At 60.2% G+C, this 17,243-nt stretch carries 16 protein-coding genes; 7 read left to right on the top strand and 9 right to left on the bottom strand.

Annotation, left to right across the window (positions count from 1 at the left end; translation table 11 throughout):
• Positions 1-6: 6 nt before the first annotated feature.
• The 8 genes from C0058_RS19195 to C0058_RS19160 form a co-directional block, all read right to left on the bottom strand.
• Positions 7-1,029 carry an ABC transporter permease gene (locus C0058_RS19195; RefSeq protein WP_003208019.1) on the bottom strand — a complete coding sequence of 341 codons (1,023 nt, stop codon included), beginning with the start codon at positions 1,027-1,029 and terminating at the stop codon, positions 7-9.
• On the bottom strand, positions 1,029-2,090 hold the full coding sequence (locus tag C0058_RS19190; protein WP_102369335.1) for a microcin C ABC transporter permease YejB: 1,062 nt from the start codon (positions 2,088-2,090) through the stop codon (positions 1,029-1,031). Before C0058_RS19190 ends, C0058_RS19195 begins: the two co-directional genes overlap by 1 nt.
• Positions 2,090-3,949: an extracellular solute-binding protein gene (locus C0058_RS19185; RefSeq protein WP_003208022.1), complete on the bottom strand. Its 1,860-nt coding sequence runs from the start codon at positions 3,947-3,949 to the stop codon at positions 2,090-2,092. The genes C0058_RS19190 and C0058_RS19185 overlap by 1 nt, the downstream gene beginning before the upstream one ends.
• A gap of 140 nt (positions 3,950-4,089) precedes the next feature.
• Positions 4,090-4,371 (bottom strand): peptidylprolyl isomerase, encoded by a 282-nt coding sequence (locus C0058_RS19180; protein ID WP_003208024.1) that lies wholly within the window; start codon positions 4,369-4,371, stop codon positions 4,090-4,092.
• An 88-nt stretch (positions 4,372-4,459) separates the two neighbouring features.
• Positions 4,460-5,317, bottom strand: a complete 858-nt coding sequence (locus C0058_RS19175) for a response regulator transcription factor (protein WP_102370284.1) — start codon at positions 5,315-5,317, stop codon at positions 4,460-4,462.
• Between the two features lie 56 nt (positions 5,318-5,373).
• A complete protein-coding gene (locus C0058_RS19170; protein ID WP_102369334.1) occupies positions 5,374-6,792 on the bottom strand; it encodes an aminotransferase in 1,419 nt (472 codons plus the stop codon).
• Between the two features lie 25 nt (positions 6,793-6,817).
• On the bottom strand, positions 6,818-7,918 hold the full coding sequence (locus C0058_RS19165; RefSeq protein ID WP_102369333.1) for a polyamine ABC transporter substrate-binding protein: 1,101 nt from the start codon (positions 7,916-7,918) through the stop codon (positions 6,818-6,820).
• Between the two features lie 104 nt (positions 7,919-8,022).
• Complete coding sequence (locus C0058_RS19160; protein ID WP_003208031.1) at positions 8,023-8,517, bottom strand: DUF1543 domain-containing protein; 495 nt, start codon at positions 8,515-8,517, stop codon at positions 8,023-8,025.
• Between the two features lie 108 nt (positions 8,518-8,625).
• On the opposite strand from C0058_RS19160, the gene C0058_RS19155 reads away from it, so the two are divergent.
• A complete protein-coding gene (locus C0058_RS19155) occupies positions 8,626-9,447 on the top strand; it encodes an aldo/keto reductase (protein WP_003208032.1) in 822 nt (273 codons plus the stop codon).
• Between the two features lie 55 nt (positions 9,448-9,502).
• On the opposite strand, the gene C0058_RS19150 is transcribed toward C0058_RS19155, so the two are convergent.
• On the bottom strand, positions 9,503-10,018 hold the full coding sequence (locus C0058_RS19150) for an Hcp family type VI secretion system effector (protein ID WP_003208034.1): 516 nt from the start codon (positions 10,016-10,018) through the stop codon (positions 9,503-9,505).
• Between the two features lie 476 nt (positions 10,019-10,494).
• Between C0058_RS19150 and tssA the strand changes: the two genes are divergently transcribed.
• The 6 genes from tssA to tssG are packed head-to-tail and all read left to right on the top strand — an operon-like array spanning position 10,495 to position 17,240.
• Positions 10,495-12,048: a type VI secretion system protein TssA gene (gene tssA / locus C0058_RS19145; protein WP_102369332.1), complete on the top strand. Its 1,554-nt coding sequence runs from the start codon at positions 10,495-10,497 to the stop codon at positions 12,046-12,048.
• Positions 12,049-12,080: 32 nt separating this feature from the next.
• Positions 12,081-12,578, top strand: a complete 498-nt coding sequence (gene tssB, locus C0058_RS19140; RefSeq protein WP_102369331.1) for a type VI secretion system contractile sheath small subunit — start codon at positions 12,081-12,083, stop codon at positions 12,576-12,578.
• Between the two features lie 28 nt (positions 12,579-12,606).
• Positions 12,607-14,082 (top strand): type VI secretion system contractile sheath large subunit, encoded by a 1,476-nt coding sequence (gene tssC, locus C0058_RS19135; protein ID WP_102369330.1) that lies wholly within the window; start codon positions 12,607-12,609, stop codon positions 14,080-14,082.
• The gene (gene tssE / locus C0058_RS19130; RefSeq protein ID WP_102369329.1) at positions 14,079-14,504 is read left to right on the top strand and encodes a type VI secretion system baseplate subunit TssE; all 426 of its coding nucleotides are present in this window, start codon (positions 14,079-14,081) and stop codon (positions 14,502-14,504) included. Before tssC ends, tssE begins: the two co-directional genes overlap by 4 nt.
• Positions 14,494-16,269: a type VI secretion system baseplate subunit TssF gene (tssF, locus tag C0058_RS19125; RefSeq protein WP_102369328.1), complete on the top strand. Its 1,776-nt coding sequence runs from the start codon at positions 14,494-14,496 to the stop codon at positions 16,267-16,269. The genes tssE and tssF overlap by 11 nt, the downstream gene beginning before the upstream one ends.
• Positions 16,233-17,240, top strand: a complete 1,008-nt coding sequence (tssG, locus tag C0058_RS19120) for a type VI secretion system baseplate subunit TssG (protein ID WP_087694180.1) — start codon at positions 16,233-16,235, stop codon at positions 17,238-17,240. Before tssF ends, tssG begins: the two co-directional genes overlap by 37 nt.
• Positions 17,241-17,243: the final 3 nt, after the last annotated feature.

Raw genomic sequence — 17,243 nt, 5'->3', positions numbered from 1 at the left:
CGGCCTTCATGAGCGTGGGTCGAAGGCGTCACGCAACGCCTCGCCGATAAACACCAGCAACGACAGGATCAGCGCCAGGGTGAAAAACGCGGTCAGTCCCAGCCACGGCGCTTGCAGGTTCTGCTTGCCCTGGGCGATCAGCTCACCCAATGACGCGCTGCCGGCGGGCATGCCGAAACCGAGGAAATCCAGGGCGCTCAGGGTAGAAATCGCCCCGGTCAAAATGAACGGCAAGTAGCTCAGGGTGGCGGTCATCGCATTCGGCAGGATATGCCGGCGGATGATCTTGCCGTCCCCCAGGCCCAACGCCCGCGCGGCCTTGACGTACTCCAGGTTGCGCCCCCGCAGGAACTCGGCGCGCACCACGTCCACCAGGGCCAGCCAGGAAAACAGCGCCATGATCCCCAGCAGCCACCAGAAATTCGGTTCGACAAAGCCTGACAGGATGATCAACAGATACAGCACCGGCAGCCCGGACCACACTTCCAATATTCGTTGCCCGAGCAAGTCGACCCAGCCGCCGTAATATCCCTGCAAGGCACCGGCGGCGATGCCGATGGCGGCGCTGATGGCGGTGAGGGCCAGGGCAAACAGGATCGACACCCGGGCGCCGAAGATCACCCGCGCCAGCACGTCGCGGGATTGGTCATCGGTGCCCAGCCAGTTCACGCTGGAAGGCGGGCTGGGGGCAGGGCGGGTCAGTTCATAGTTGGGGGTGTCGTCGCTGAACGGGATTGGCGGGAACAGCATCCAGCCGCCGTCCTTCTTGATCAGGTTCTGCACGTATTCACTGCGGTAATCCGCCTGGAACGGCAGTTGCCCGCCGAACTCCTGCTCGGTGTAGCGCTTGAACACCGGGAAATACAGCTCGTTCTGGTAGCTGAGCACCAGGGGTTTGTCATTGGCGATCAACTCGCCGCCGAGGGTCAGGATAAACAGGCCGATAAACAGCCACAGCGACCACCAGCCGCGGCGGTTTTTCTTGAAGCGTTCAAAGCGCCGACGGGCCACGGGAGAGAGCTTGAGCATCAGGCGTTCCTCGCGGCGAAGTCGATACGCGGGTCCACCAGGGTGTAGCAGAGGTCACCGATGAGTTTTATCAAAAGGCCAAACAGCGTGAAGATAAACAACGAACCGAACACCACCGGATAATCCCGTGAAACTGCAGCTTCGTAGCTCATGCGACCGAGGCCGTCGAGGGAGAAGATCACCTCGATCAGCAGCGAGCCGGCAAAGAACACCGCGATAAATGCCTGGGGAATCCCCGAGATCACCAGCAGCATGGCATTGCGAAACACATGCCCGTAAAGCACCCGGCGTTCACTCAAGCCTTTGGCCCGGGCGGTGACCACGTACTGGCGGGTGATTTCATTGAGGAACGAGTTTTTCGTGAGGATGGTCAAGGTGGCGAAGCCGCCGATCACCAGGGCGCTGACCGGCAGTACCAGGTGCCAGAAGTAATCGGCGATCTTGCCGACGGTGCTCAACTGGTCGAAGTCTTCCGAGACCAGCCCGCGTACGGGGAACCAGTTCAACGAGGTGCCGCCGGCGAACACCACGATCAGGAACATCGCAAACAGGAACGCCGGCATCGCATAGCCAATCACGATCGCGGTGCTGCTCCACACATCAAAACTGCTGCCATGGCGCACCGCCTTGCGAATCCCCAGCGGGATCGACACCAGGTAGGTGATCAAGGTGGCCCACAGGCCGAGGGAAATGGTCACCGGCATCTTTTCGAGGATCAGGTCGGTCACGCTTTTGCCACGGAAGAAACTGTTGCCGAAGTCCAGCTGGGCGTAGCTCTTGAGCATCAGCCACAGGCGTTCCGGCGCGGGCTTGTCGAAGCCGTATTGTTTTTCGATGTCCTTGATCAGTTTCGGGTCCAGGCCACGGCTGGCCCGGGAGCCGCTGCTGAGGCTTTCGGCAGACGAGCCGCCGACGCCACCGCCACCGATGCCTTGCAGGTGGGCGATGGCCTGTTCCACCGGCCCGCCGGGCGCGGCCTGCACGATAACGAAATTCACCAGCAGGATAATCACCAGGGTGGGAATGATCAGCAGCAAGCGCCGCACGATATAGGCAAACATCAGCGGGCTCCCGGGCGTTTGGTCAGTTCGGCTTTCATCTGCTCGTTAGTGAGCGGTGTGGGGCTGATTTCCCACCAGGTTTCCAGGGCCTCATCGGTCTTGGCTTCCACGGCCGGGCGGCCGAAGCGGTTCCACCACGCGGCGGAGGTGCCCGGCGGGTAGTAGTTGGGGATCCACAGGTAATTCCATTGCAGCACGCGGTCCAGGGCGTGGGCGTAACTGAGCATCAGCGACTGGGTATCAGCCTTGACCAGGCCGTTGATCAGGCTGTCGACGGCCGGGTCTTTCAGCACCATGTAGTTGTTGGCGCCGGTATCAAACGCGGCGGCCGAACCGAAGTAGTTGTACAGCTCCATCCCCGGCGAAGTGGTAACCGGGAAGCCGGTGACGATCATGTCGTAGTCGCGGGCCATCAGGCGGTTGACGTATTGCGAGGAGTCAATGCGGCGGATGTTGAGGGTGATGCCGATCTGCGCCAGGTTGCGCTTGTACGGCAACAACAGGCGCTCAAGGCCGTTCTGGGCGTTGAGGAAGGTGAACTCCAGCGGCTCGCCCTCGGCATTCACCAGCTTGTCACCGTCGGGCTTCCAGCCGGCCTGTTCCAGCAGGGCCAGGGCTTGCAGCTGCTTGTCGCGGATCATCCCGGTACCGTCGGTGGTGGGGGCCTTGAACACCTGGGTGAAGACTTCGTCGGGAATCTGCCCGCGCAAAGGTTCCAGAATCGCCAGTTCCTGGGCATCCGGCAGTTGGGTCGCCGCCAGCGGGCTGTTGGAGAAGAAGCTCTGCTGGCGGATGTACATGTTGCGCATCATCTGCCGGTTGGCCCACTCGAAGTCCCACAGCATGGCCAGGGCCTGGCGCACGCGGCGGTCCTTGAACATCGGTTTTTGCACGTTGAACACGTAGCCCTGGGCCGGCTGCGGTGCCTCCTTGGCCAGGTGCGCGCGTTGCAGGCGGCCATCATCGAGGGCCGGGCCGTTGTAGCCGATGGAGTAGCCGGTGGCGGAGAATTCGCGGTTGAAGTCGTAGGCACCGCCCCGCAGGACCTGGCGCGCGACTTCGGTGTCGCCGAAGTATTCCAGGCTCAGGTGATCGAAGTTGTACAGGCCGCGGCTGATGGGCAGGTCCTTGCCCCACCAGTTCGGGTCACGCTTGAACGTGATGGTGTTGCCGGCATCCACCTTGCTGATGGTGTAGGGGCCGCTGCCGAGGGGAATCTCGTAGCCGCCGCCGTCGGCGAAGTTGCGGGTCTTCCACCAATGCTCGGGGAACACCGGCAGGGTCGCGACATCCAGGGGCAGGGTGCGGTTTTCATTGCTTGCGAAATCGAAGCGCACCTGGCGCGGGCCTTCGACTTCGACGTGTTTGACGTCGGCGAACAGCGTGCGGTAGCGCAGGCTGCCCTGGGTCATCAGCAGGTCAAAGGAGTAACGCACGTCTTCGGCGGTGATCGGTTGGCCATCGGCGAAACGCGCCTTGGGGTTCAGGTAGAAACGCAGGGACAGACCGTCATCTGACCGCTCCATCTTTTCCGCCACCAGGCCGTAGACCGTGTAGGGCTCGTCCAGCGAACGCAGGGCCAGCGGCGAATACAGCCAGCCATCGACCTGGCTGACCCCGATGCCTTTGTCGCCATAAGGCAGTACATGGTCGTAGCGCCCGATTTCGATCGCCGAACGCCGCAGGCTGCCGCCCTTGGGGGCATTGGGGTTGGCGTAGTCGAAATGGGTGAAGCCGGGTTGGTATTTGGCCGGCTCGCCGTACACGGTCAATGCCGATTGCGGCGCGGCGATCACGGCGGTGCTGGCCAGCAACAGGGCCAGGGTGGAGCAAAACAGGGTAGAAAAAGCGACTCGCATTATCAGCCTTGGGCGCCGGGTGAAGAGGTAAAGGGATTTGTACGCTATGCGCGTACGCCTCGCCAGTCATCACACTGTCACAGATGCACAACGGCCCACCAAAGGGTGGGCCGTTGTTTTAAACATTAGCGCGGACTGGATCAGTCCTGACGGCTGGTTACTTCCAGCAGGTGATAACCGAACTGGGTTTTCACTGGGCCTTGCACGGTGTTGACCGGGGCGCTGAATACGACGGTGTCGAATTCCTTGACCATTTGGCCCGGGCCGAACGAACCCAGGTCGCCGCCTTGACGGCTGGACGGGCAGGACGAGTTGGCTTTGGCAACTTCGGCGAAGTCGGCGCCGCCTTCGATTTGCGCTTTCAGTTCGTTGCACTTGTCTTCGGTGGCAACGAGGATGTGACGGGCGGTGGCTTTGGCCATGAGGGGTATCTCCTTGGGTAAAAATGCTGAGCGTACCGGATTCAGGTGGTTATTTCCTGGCAAAGTTCCCCCGGGTTGCATGGACGGTTCAGGATCGGGCCATTACGCCGCTGTGGGTCAGCCAATCGATAAACAGCGCAAACAGCTCCGCCTGGGAGTTGATTTCAAGCTTGGTATACAAATGCTTGCGGTGCATGCGCACGGTTTCCGGGGAAATGCCCAGCACCTGCGCGGTGGATTTCACCGAGTGCCCGCGTAATATCAGGTGGGCGATTTCCCGTTCGCGCACGGTCAATACGCCGCTGCCAAAATGCATGAACGCCGCTTCAATCTGCTGATGCACCTGGGTCTGGGTGAAGGCCTCGTCGCTGATCACCTTGCACAGCCCGCCCGTGGTGCCGAAGCGGCGCAGCAGTTCGCGCACGATGGGTTGGGCGGTTCGTTGCAGTGCCAGTTGTTCGTCGCTGAACTGGCCGGCACTCAGCCCCTGGAACATGCACAACGAAATCTTGCTGTTGGGGCACAGGTCGACGATGTAGTAGCTCTCCTGGGCGCCGCCGCTGCGCAGGTAGTAGGTTTTGTAGTACTCGCTGTTGAAGAAATCGTCCGGGGCGATCTGCGCCAGGTGGTAGAAACCTTCGGCCAGGCCCTTGTCTACCGCGAGACAGAACGGGTCCAGCAGGTAGCCCCGGGAGAAGTAACGGTTGATGATCTCTTCGTAGTGCGGCCGGGGGATGCCTTGCTGGTAGAGCAAGTGTGGCGCCTGACCCTGGCGCTCCAGGCTGATCATCATCGATTCGATAGGGGTCAGCGCACTGAGGGCGCAGGCCAGGTGTTCGAGAAATGACGCTTCGTCGACGCTGGCGAAGGCGTGGGCCAACGCACCATTCCAGGCGTCAAGCACCTGGAAGGACGGGGCAGGGCAGTGATCGGCATGCTCGTTCATGCCGGCCAGTCTACCCGCCGGCCAGGGCCCCGGCAAAAGCACCGGGGCGCCCAGGCTCATCGGCCTTGATACTCACCGCTCTGGCGCAGCTCTTCGGCGGTGTCGAGGATGCACTGGCGCAGGATTTCCACCACTTGATCCACCTGGGCATGGGTGATGATCAGCGGCGGCGACATCACATTCAGGTGGCCAATGGGACGCACCAGCAAGCCTTTGGCCTGGGCCCGCAGGTGGATCTTCTCGCCGATGTTCACCGCGTCCGGCAGCAGCGCCTTGGTGTGCTTGTCGGCGACGAACTCAATGCAGGCCATCAGCCGCTGGCAGCGCACGTCGCCCACCAGCGGCAGATTGGCCAGGGTTTGCAGGCGCTGTTCGAGGTACACGCCGACGTCTTCGACATGGGCCAGCAGGTTTTCCCGCTCGATGATCTCGATGTTCTTCAGCGCCGCCACGCAACTCACCGGGTGGCCGCTGTAGGTGAACCCGTGGGTAAAGCAGCGGCCCTTGCCCGGCTCGCCGATCACTTGCCAGATGCGGTCCGAGAAAATACACGCGCCCAACGGCAGGTAGCCGGACGTCAGGCCCTTGGCGGTGGTGATGATGTCCGGTTGCATGTCGAACACTTCCTGGGAGGCGAAGAATTTTCCCAGCCGGCCGAAGGACGTCACCACTTCATCCGCCACGTAGAGCAGGTCATAACGTTGGCAGACTTCCCACATGCGGCGGTGGTAACCCTTGGGCGGAATGATCACGCCGCCCGAGCCCATGATCGGTTCGGCAAAGAACGCGGCCACTTTGTCGGCGCCGATGGTCAGGATCTTGTCTTCGAACTCATCCACCAGGAAATCGAGGAACTGCGCCTCGCTCATGCCCTGCGGCGCCCGGTAGTAGTTGGGGCACGAAATGTGGTGGAACAAGTCGCTCATGAAATCGAATTCCGGCGCGCGGTCGGCGGCCTTGTTGCCGATGGACATCGTGAGGAACGTCGAGCCGTGATACGCACTGAAGCGCGAGATGATGTGTTTCTTCTCATGCTTGCCGCGACTGTTCTGATAGAACTGCACCAGACGATAGGCGGTATCGACAGCCGTGGAACCGCCGGTGGTCAGGAACACATGATCAAGATCGCCGGGAGCCAGGCTGGCAAGCTTGGCGCACAGTTCGATAGCGGTGACGTTGGCCATGTCGCAGAACGGGTTGGAGTACGCCAGCTGGCGAACCTGGTTGGCGATGGCGTCTGCCATTTCCTCGCGGCCCAGGCCGATATTCGTACACCACATGCCGCCGACCGCATCCAGGTAGCGGTTGCCGGCGGTGTCGTAGATGTAGGCGCCGTCACCCGCCGCGATATTCAGTGAGCCTTGTTCACGGTGTTCGTCGAACATATGAAAACCGTGCATGTAATGGGCCTTGTCGGCGGCGTCCAGTTGGTCGTGGTCGAACTGGGCGAAAAAGTCAGGATTTGGCAGGGTCATGGCGTTTACCTTCAATGGCTGGGTTTCACTTGCCGGTCTTCACGGCATTCCAGGTACGGGTGATCAGGCGCACGGCGGCTTGGGACTGGCTTTTCTGGGTGAACAAGCGTTGCATCGTCGCCGAGTCCGGGTAGATGGCCGGGTTGTCGCGTATATCGGCATTTACAAAGGGCTTGGAGGCCAGGTTGCTGTTGGCGTAGTGAATGGTGTTGCTGACGCCGGCGATAACCTCGGGTTGCAGGAGGAACTCGATGAACTTGTGGGCATTCGCCACATGGGGCGCGTCGGCCGGGATGTAGAAGTTGTCGAACCAGATCAGCGAGCCTTCCCTGGGGATGAAGTAACTCAGGTTGACCTTGGCCCCGGCTTCCGCCGCCCGGGCCTGGGACGTGGCGTAGTCGCCGGACCAGGTGGTGGCCATGCACAGCTCGCCATTGGCCAGGCCGTTGATAAAGCCGCTGGAGTCGAATTTGCGGATGTACGGGCGCACGGCCATCAGCACGTCCTGAGCGGCCTTGAGGTCTTTGGGCGCCACGCTGTTGGGGTCCAGGCCGAGGTAGGTCAGGGCCAGCGGGATCATGTCGGTGGGGGAGTCCATGAAGGTGATGCCGCAGTCGGCAAAGCGCGAAACGATCTTGGGGTCGAAGATCATCGCCAGGGAGCCGATGGGCGCATCCGGCATGCGTTCCTTGATCTTGTCGATGTTGTAGGTCACGCCATTGCTGCCCCAGGTGTAAGGCGCGGAATAGGTCACGCCCGGATCATGGGTTTCCAGGCTTTTCAGCACTTGCGGGTCGAGGTTGTTCCAGTCCGGCAGCAGCGCTTTGTTGAGGGGCTGGAAGGCCTTGGCCTTGATCAGCAGCGGTACCAGTGACGCATTGAGCACCACCAGGTCATAACCCGAGCGCCCGGACAGCAGCTTGCCCTGCACGGTCTCGTAGGAATCGTAGGTGTCGTAGATCACCTTGATGCCGGTGGCTTTCTCGAAGTCGGCGAGGGTGTGTTCCCCGATGTAATCGGCCCAGTTGTAGATGCGCAAGGTGTTGCCCGGGTCGTCAGCGGCCTGGCTGACGGACGTTGATGCAAGCAATACAGCGCTGAACAGGGCGATAACGGCTTTATGCATGGCGAACCCACCTTGATGTTGTGCTTGTTGTCAGGCCGAGGGGCTGATTGCACTTTCAGGCAGGTGGCGGGTGGGGCGCCATACCCCGTTCGGGTAGGAGGCGGTCAGGGCAGTACGATGTAGTCGTTTCGCGTGATGACCGGGCGGTGTACGCCGGGTTCCAGGTGGATGTAGCGCCCGTCTACCAGGTCGATGGGCAGGCAGTCGTCGATATCCAGTACGCCGTCGGTGTGGGATTGCGTCCAGTGCGTGAGCATCTGCTGTTTGCCTTGGGCTGCCGCCTCCCTGGCCGTGCGCGCAACCACCAGCAGGTAGTGGTGTGCCTCTCCAAAGACGTTCGATTCATACCCGCCCAGGTTGATGAAGTACAGGCGCGGCGCCCCGGCGTTCGGCGCCAGGTGGCTGAGCTGGACTTTCCAGCCGTCAACGCCATCCACCGTCATCCAGGAGTCGATATGCACACCTTTCTGGCTGCCAAACCAGCCCTCGCGCAGTTGCGGGTAGGCGGCTTCCAGGGTGTCGGCGACGGCGAACACCACATCATGCACTTCGATTTTCGCCCGGGGGTGCTTACCCCCCAACATGACCACAAACAGCATTGCAGGCCCTTTCTATGGCTGGGATGGAAAGGGCCACCTTCCTTCGATTGAACCCTTTTGTCCAGTCGGTGCCACACTGTTAATTCGCAAATTCATCAGGAGGTTGTCATGCGCACCATTGATCTGGCCGGCGTACCCGTCCCTGTCATCGGCCAGGGGACCTGGCGCATGGGCGAGGATCCCGGCAAGCGCAGCGCCGAAGTGGCCGCGTTGCAACTGGGTATCGATGAGGGCATGACCCTGATCGATACCGCTGAAATGTATGGCGAAGGCGGTGCCGAAGAAGTCGTCGGCGAGGCGATTCGCGGCAAGCGCGACCAGGTGTTCCTGGTCAGCAAGGTGTACCCGCACAATGCCAGCCACAAGGGCATTCCACGTGCATGTGAGGCCAGCCTCCAGCGCCTGGGCACCGACTACATTGATCTGTATCTGTTGCATTGGCGTGGGCAATACCCCCTTGAAGAAACGGTAGAAGCCTTCGAGCGCTTGCGTGAGGCAGGCAAGATCGGTCGTTGGGGTGTGTCCAACTTTGATGTGGCAGACCTGCAGGAGCTGGCTTCCCCGGCCTGTGCCACCAATCAGGTGCTCTACAACATCGAGGAACGCGGCATCGAGTTCGACCTGCTGCCATGGTGGCAGCAACACAATTTACCCTTGATGGCCTACTGTCCCATCGCCCAGGGTGGCGAGCTGTTGGCCAGCCCGACCCTCAAGCAAATTGCCCGTCGCCACGAGGTCACACCCGCCCAGGTTTCCCTGGCCTGGGTCTTGCGCCAGGACGGTGTGATCGCGATTCCCAAGGCTGTTACGCCAGAGCATGTCCGGCTCAATGCCGCAGCGGCGAAGCTGGTGCTTGATGAGCACGACCTGGACGCGATTGACCGGGTTTTTGGGGCGCCGAAGCGCAAGCATCCTTTGGCGATGGTCTAGTGGCCGACAGAAACGGTGCCGTCCATGGCGATGCCGTTTCTGTTTCGGTGGCTGCTTAGCCGGCTACCGGGCTGCGCCAGTCATCAGAGCCAGAGGTACCGGAGACCTCATGGGTCCAGACGATTTTCCGGTAAGTGAAATACACATCCTCCAGGTGCGTGAAGTGTGCGTTGTTCGGGTCCTGGCAATTGGGCATCCGTGACTGGATGTCCACCAGGATCGCGTCTTCCAACTCGATGGTGAAGTAGTGTTCCTGGGTTCCGGCTGAAGAGGTTCGGTACCACTCAAGGCGGCACTTGACCATTTCCCCGGAGGTCAATGCGCTGAACAGCAATGGCGACGATTTATCGAATACCTTGCTGATCATCAGGGGCTTGTGCACACGCTGGCCGGTGGGCTGGCCGGATTGCGGGTCACGGGGAATGATCACCTGATGCTGGAATGCCTCCACCAGGATCTGGTCTTCATGGCCTTCCTGGTAAATGTTGCCGACCGAGTCCTGGGTGAACGTGCCTGCCGTGATCAAGCCTTGCTTGGTGCCGGTGATGGATAGATACGCGGGTGTTGGCATGACGGTTTTCCTTGCCTGATAAATGAGGTCGTCCCGGCCGACGGACTTGCCAGCCGGGTAATGCTCGATATCAAGAAGCGTGCCGGAAAGTTCGAGCGTCAATGAAAGCAGGGGGTTAAGGTTTTATCGGTTTTTATTTTGAGCTGCATTAAAGGTTCTAATTCGATTTAGTTGTATTTGTTTGCGCAGGGGTGTGCAGTTAGTTGCTCATGTTGATGGGCGGTGTTATTCGCAGAGTTCACCTCATTCATGATGATGCCTGGCGCCTTGGCTGCGCAAATTCTTGCGCGTCGGCGATTTTTCTATTCTTGTAGGAAACTCCTTAACTGCTATTTGGTGGCTTGAACAATGCTTTTTGCATGGATAAGGTTCGTGCTCTTCTCGTAGGGAAGGCAAACTTTAATCAATGTCCTGATGTGCGCTTGAATGGCCATTAGTTCACTGAACATGTTCAGGAAAGTAAAGTGCGGCCCATAATGGTTTACTCAGACAGGCTTTCCGATTATTACCTCGAACTTGCGCAGGCACCCAACTCGAAAACGAGTTATGCGGGGGCCGATATGCGTTTTTCGACCGAGTATGAGGCGCTTGAAACTGAACTGGGCAAGGCGCACTCCATTCACGGAAACAGTCAGCCTGACTGGCAATGGGTCGTGGAAAAAAGCGAGGCGCTGTTACGCCACCAGTCCAAGGACTTGCGGGTCGCTGTCTGGTTGACCTGGGCCTTGCATCAGCGCGAGTCCTTCCCCGGGCTACTCGCAGGCCTCGGATTGCTGCGCTACCTCTGTGAGCATCATTGGGCGGTCGTTTATCCGGGCAAGCTGCGTACCCGCAGTGCCGCCTTTGGCTGGCTGGTCCCGCGCCTCGAGCAGGTGCTTGCACAACCTGTTTCGCTCAAGGATCAGCGGCCCTTGTTCCACTGCATGCTCGAACACCTGGCGCGGCTGGACGAGTTGTGGACCGAACACCTTCTCGAAGATGCGCCACTGTTACTGCCGGTTCGCAGGCAGCTGTCGGACCGATTGCAACAGTCCACCGAAAGCGAACCTCCAGCAGGCGGTAGCACAGGGGTGATCGCCCATATCAGACAGGTCGCGACTCAGTTGATGGCGCCCGAGCCCATTGTGGAAAACGAAAAGGACGCCCACAAGCTGCTGCGCACGCTGCAGGAACATGCCCGGCCCTTGTCGGCCTGGTGGCAGCGCCAGAATGCCACTGACCTGCGCGCACTGCGTCTGAACCGAACGTTGACCTGGCTGACGATCACCAGTCTTCCGGACTGTGACAGCGAACAGGTAACGCCTTTGCGCGGGCCGGCGCCCGACAAGCTCAAGCGGTATCAGGAGCGCTTTGCCCAAGGGCAGCATACCGACCTGCTGCTGGAGCTTGAGGGCAGCCTGGCCGGAGCACCTTTCTGGTTCGACGGCTTGTACCGGGTGTGGGAGTGCCTGCAGGCACTCCAGGCCGACCTGGCCATGACCGAGCTGGAAGTGCACTTCGCGCTGTTGCTCCAGCGCTTGCCGGGGCTTGCACAGCTGCGCTTCCACGACGGAACACCCTTCGCCGACGACGTCACCCGTGGCTGGATCAACACCCAGGTTGCCCGCCATTTGCAAGCCCCGGTCCCACTCAGGTCGGCACCTGATGCCCCGGCTGCGCCTTGGGACAAAGCGTTGCACGACGTCATGCCCGTGCTGCGCAAGGACGGGTTCAAGGTGGCTGTGCGGTCCCTCAAGCAGGGCATGCAAACCGCAACAGGTGATCGTGCCCGGTTTCATTGGCGGCTTGGCCTGGCCAGGTTGTGTTTGCTGGCAGGCAAGCATGACCTGGCCAAAGTCCAGCTCGATCACCTGGACCACGAGCTGCAGCAATCAGGCCTGCAGCGCTGGGAGCCCGAGTTGGCGGTTGAAGTGCTGCAGCTCTTGCATGGCTGCTGTGACGTATTGCCCCAGAGCCATTCCGTGCGTGAGCGCAAGGAAGATGTCCATCGCAGGCTGTGCCACTTCGATCTCGAAGCGGTACTTGAATAGGCTTTCGAGCCCCCCGAAAAAGGAGAAACACCATGGCGAAAGAAGGTTCGGTAGCCCCCAGGGAACGCATCAATATCACGTTCAAACCCGCCGTCGGCACTGCGCAGGAAGAGGTCGAGCTGCCGTTGAAATTGCTGGTGCTTGGTGACTTCACCCAGCGTGAAGACCTGCGCAAGCTCGAAGACCGCAAGCCCGTCGGCATCGACAAGAACAGCCTCGACGAGGTGCTGGCCAAGCAGGCCTTGGGCCTGGCCTTGAGCGTCCCCAACCGGCTGCAGGATTCAGCCGAACCTGACGAGTTGGCGATCCGGGTCAGGATCAATTCGATGAAGGACTTCAATCCTGCACAGCTGGTTGAGCAGATACCCGAGCTGAAAAGGCTCATGGACCTGCGCGATGCACTTGTGGCGCTCAAGGGGCCGCTGGGCAACACGCCGAGCTTTCGAAAGGCCATTGAAAATGCCCTCGCCGATGACGATTCGCGCAAGCGGGTATTGGCTGAATTGGGGCTGGACAGCTCCGCCGTATGACTCTCTCAGTTAAAAGGACACTGACACCATGACTACCAGCCAAAGCCCGTCGCATGCGCCCATCACGGATGAGTACAGCATTCTCGACAACATCATTGCCCAGACCCGCCTCAGTGCCGACGACGAGGCCTACAGTATTGCAAAGCGCGGAGTCTCGGCATTTATCGAGGAGCTGATCAAACCGCAAAACAAGGGCGAGCCGGTCAAGAAGCGCCTGGTTGACCGGATGATTGCCGAGATTGACGCAAGGCTCAGCCAGCAAATGGATGAAATCCTGCACCATCCCGACTTCCAGGCACTGGAGTCTTCCTGGCGTGGCCTGCAGTTGCTGGTTGATCGCACCAATTTTCGTGAAAACATCAAGATCGAACTGCTCAGCGTCTCCCGCCAGGATCTGCTGGATGACTTCGAGGACTCACCGGAGGTGACTCAGTCCGGACTCTACAAGCACATCTACAGTGCCGAATACGGTCAGTTCGGCGGCCAGCCCGTAGGGGCAATCATCGCCAATTATTTCCTTTCCCCCAGTGCTCCCGATGTCAGGCTGATGCAGTATGTTTCCAGCGTGGCCTGCATGGCCCATGCACCGTTCATTGCGGCGGCCGGCCCTGGTTTCTTCGGCCTGGAGAGCTTTACCGGCCTGCCTGACCTCAAGGACCTGAAGGACCATTTTGAAGGGCCGCAGTTTGCCAAATGGCAGAGTTTTCGCCAGAGCGAAGATGCCCGCTACATCGGCCTCACCGTACCGCGCTTTCTATTGCGTACGCCGTACGATCCCGTTGATTGTCCGGTCAAGACGTTCGCCTACCAGGAACATGTGGCCAGCAGCCACGAACACTATCTGTGGGGTAATACGGCCTATGCCTTTGCTACCCGCTTGACGGACAGTTTCGCCCGGTATCGCTGGTGCCCGAACATTATCGGCCCGCAGAGTGGTGGTGCAATTGAGGACTTGCCGCTGCATCACTTTCACAGCATGGGCGAGATCGAAACCAAGATTCCTACCGAGGTGCTGGTATCCGACCGACGCGAATACGAGCTGGCGCAAGAGGGCTTCATTGCCCTGACCATGCGCAAGGGCAGTGACAATGCAGCGTTCTTTTCCGCCAGTTCGGTGCAAAAACCCAAGTCTTTTGGAATCAGTGCCGAAGGCAAGGCTGCCGAGCTGAATTACCGTCTCGGTACCCAATTGCCGTACATGATGATCGTCAATCGCCTGGCCCACTATCTCAAGGTCCTGCAGCGTGAACAGCTGGGGTCGTGGAAGGAGCGCACCGACCTTGAGCTGGAACTCAACAAATGGATTCGCCAATACGTAGCCGACCAGGGCAACCCCAGCACTGAAGTGCGTGGACGGCGCCCGCTTCGGGCTGCGCGCATTGTTGTCAGTGATGTCGACGGGGAGCCTGGCTGGTATCGCGTCAACCTGAGCGTTCGCCCGCACTTCAAGTACATGGGGGCAGACTTCACTCTGTCGCTCGTCGGCAAGCTCGATAAAGAATGAGCCGCCGCCACGTGATTAGCCAAAACCGCAGCCTTTTCGAGCGCCTGGAGTCCGGCGTGGGGCGCAGCCCGCAAGGTTGCGTCGTGGAATCCGTGGCGGGTCATCTGGCGAAAATGCTCAGCACCCGTGCGGGCAGTGTCCAGACGCTACCTGATTACGGGTTACCTGATCTGAATGACATGCGCCTCAGCCTGCATGACGCGTTGAGCCAGGCTCGGTTCCTGATTGAGCGCTTTATCCAGGCCTACGAACCCCGTCTGAAGGATGTCCGTGTCAAGGCATTGCCTCAGGACCGTGACCCGATGGTGCTGGCTTTTTCCATCGAGGGGGCCATGGAAGTCAATGGCATGACGCAAGCGGTCGCCTTTTGCGCCAGCCTGGCTCACGGCGCACGGGTCGAGGTCAAACCGGATGTCGTTTAACCGCTACTACCAGGGCGAGCTGAGCGCACTGCGACAGTTGGGGCGACGGTTCTGCGAGCGCAACCCGGCACTCGCGCCGTTTCTTGGGGACGCTGGCCAGGATCCGGACGTAGAACGGTTGCTTGAGGGTTTTGCATTCCTCACCGGTCGCCTGCGGCAGAAGCTTGATGATCAATTGCCGGAGTTGAGTCACTCGTTGATGCATCTGCTGTGGCCCAACTATATGCGGCCGCTGCCGTCGTTCAGCATGCTGCAGTTTGATCCGCTCAAGCGCACAGGGCCGGCCATCAGGGTCGAGCGGGATACACCGGTGGAAAGCATTGCGATCGACGGTGAACGCTGCCGTTTTCGTACCTGTTACCCGACGCAGGTCTTGCCGCTGCAACTGGCCGCCATGGAGTACTCGGTACAGGGCGAGGGCGCTTTGCTCTGCCTGCGTCTGGAGATGACGGCCGAGGGCAACTTCAGTGAGCTGGAACTGAACTGCCTGCGTTTGCATCTCGCGGGGGAGCAGCCCGTCAGCCAGGCGCTTTACCTGGGGCTTTTGCGTCACCTGGACGGGTTCGAGTTGCAGCCTTTCGGGCGCGACGGGCTGCCGGTCATCGGCGCCGACGGCGAGCCTGTTTCATTGCGTCTGTCCAGCAACGATATCAGTCCTGTGGGCTTTTCCGAGGATGAGGCACTGATCCCTTATCCGTTGAATACCTTTCGTGGCTATCGCCATTTGCAGGAGTACTTCGCCTTTCCCGACAAATACCTGTTTGTCGATGTGAGTGGCCTTGGCGCGCTGAGCAGGTTGCCTATTGACGTACTCAAGCAGGTACATGGCGTGACGTTACGCTTCGACATGCGTGGTCGCGGTATTGAGCGAATGGCGCCTACCCTGGACAACGTGAAGCTGTACTGCACGCCCATCGTCAATCTGTTCAAGCACGACGGCGTACCGATTCGCCTGGACGGCAAGCAGGACGAATACCTGTTGTTGCCTGGCGAATACGCCAGGGGGAACTGCGGTGTATTTTCCGTCGACAAGGTCACGGGATGGCGGCCGGGAGGCCTCGGGTACCAGGAATATGTTCCGTTCGAATCGTTTGAGCACGATTTTGGCAGCGCCGCGCCCAGCTATGGCGTTCGCCAGCGGCCATCCCTGCAACATGCCGGCCTGGATACCTGGCTGAGTTTCGACCGGTGTCCAGTGCATGAACAGGAAACCCTGTCGATTGAACTGACCTGCACCAACCACAACCTGCCACGCCTGCTGCAGGTGGGCGATATCAATCAGGCGTGCGAACAGACGCCCGAGTTTCTCTCGTTTCGCAACATCACCGCGGCAACCCCCAGCTTTGCGCCACCCCTGGACAGCGACTTCCTGTGGCGACTGATCAGCAATATGTCGCTCAACTATCTGTCATTGACCGATATCAACGCCTTGAGGGTGATCCTCGAAACCTACGACCTGCCGCGTTATCACGACCGCCAGGTGGAAAAGGTCAGCAGGCGAAGGCTGGGCGCCCTCCGTTCGATCAGTCACCAGCCCGTAGACCGGCTGCACCGAGGCCTGCCATTTCGCGGCTTGCGGGTTGATCTCACCATCGATCCTGAAGGCTACCTGGGGGAGGGCGACGTGTTCGTCTTTGCCTCGGTGCTCAACGAGTTCTTCGCGCTTTACGCCAGCCTCAACTCGTACCACGAACTGCGAGTCATCAGCACACAAGGAGACGTGTACCTATGGCCACCCCGGATGGGCCAGCAGCCCCTGCTTTAACCGCACTGTCCCGAGTGATTCGCGAGTACTCGGTGTTTCAGGCGGTCGCGCAGATTATCGAGCGCCTGCGCGAGGCGCATCCCTCGCTGGACGAGGATGCGCTCTACGATCAATTGGAGTTCCAGGCCAACCCAGGCTTTGGCTTTCCCGGCAACGACATTGATCGTGTGGAGTTTTTTGTCGAGCACGGCCATTTGCGGGCACGGCTTCGCCTCAATGTGCTGGGCCTGTTTGGTACAGGGTCACCGCTGCCGGCGTTCTATGGCGAGCAAGCCTTTGCCGAGGTAGCGGGCGGTAATCCGACGCGGGAATTTCTTGATCTTTTTCACCATCGCCTGCACCGGCTGATAGTGCCGATCTGGCGAAAATATCGTTATCAGGCGAGTTTTCAAACGGGCGCCCGCGATCCCTTTTCCGAGCAGATGTTTGCATGGGTGGGCCTGGGTGGCAGCGCGATTCGCAGCGCGGCTCAACTGAACTGGAAACGCCTGTTGCCCTACCTGGGGCTGCTGAGCCTGCGCGTGCACTCCGCCGCGCTGATCGAGACCGTGCTGCGTTATTACTTCAAGCACAACCGGCTGGTCATCGAGCAGTGGGTCGAGCGCAGGGTAGTGATCGACCATGAGCAGCGCAATGACCTTGGTCGCGCCTATAGCTCGTTGGGTTCGGACCTGGTGCTGGGGGAGTGCCTTATCGACCGCAGTGGCATGTTCAGGGTTCATGTATTGGCACTCGACTGGCAGCGTTTTCACGAGTTTTTGCCCACCGGGGCGGGTTACGAGCCGCTGTGTGCGCTGGTGCGTTTTGCCGCCCGGGACCCCTTGGAATACGACGTGCGACTGGTGTTGGCGGCGGGCGAGGTCCGGCCGTTGCACCTTGGCGAGCACAACGTCTGCCGCCTGGGCTGGACCAGTTGGCTGGGGCATGAGCGGGCAGACGGCGTGGTCATCCTGGCCAGTAAAAATCATTAGGGA

This window comes from Pseudomonas sp. NC02 (genome assembly GCF_002874965.1).
Classification (GTDB): Bacteria; Pseudomonadota; Gammaproteobacteria; order Pseudomonadales; family Pseudomonadaceae; genus Aquipseudomonas.
Note: the sequence above shows the minus strand (reverse complement) of the source record. Positions and strands in the feature narration are given on the sequence as shown.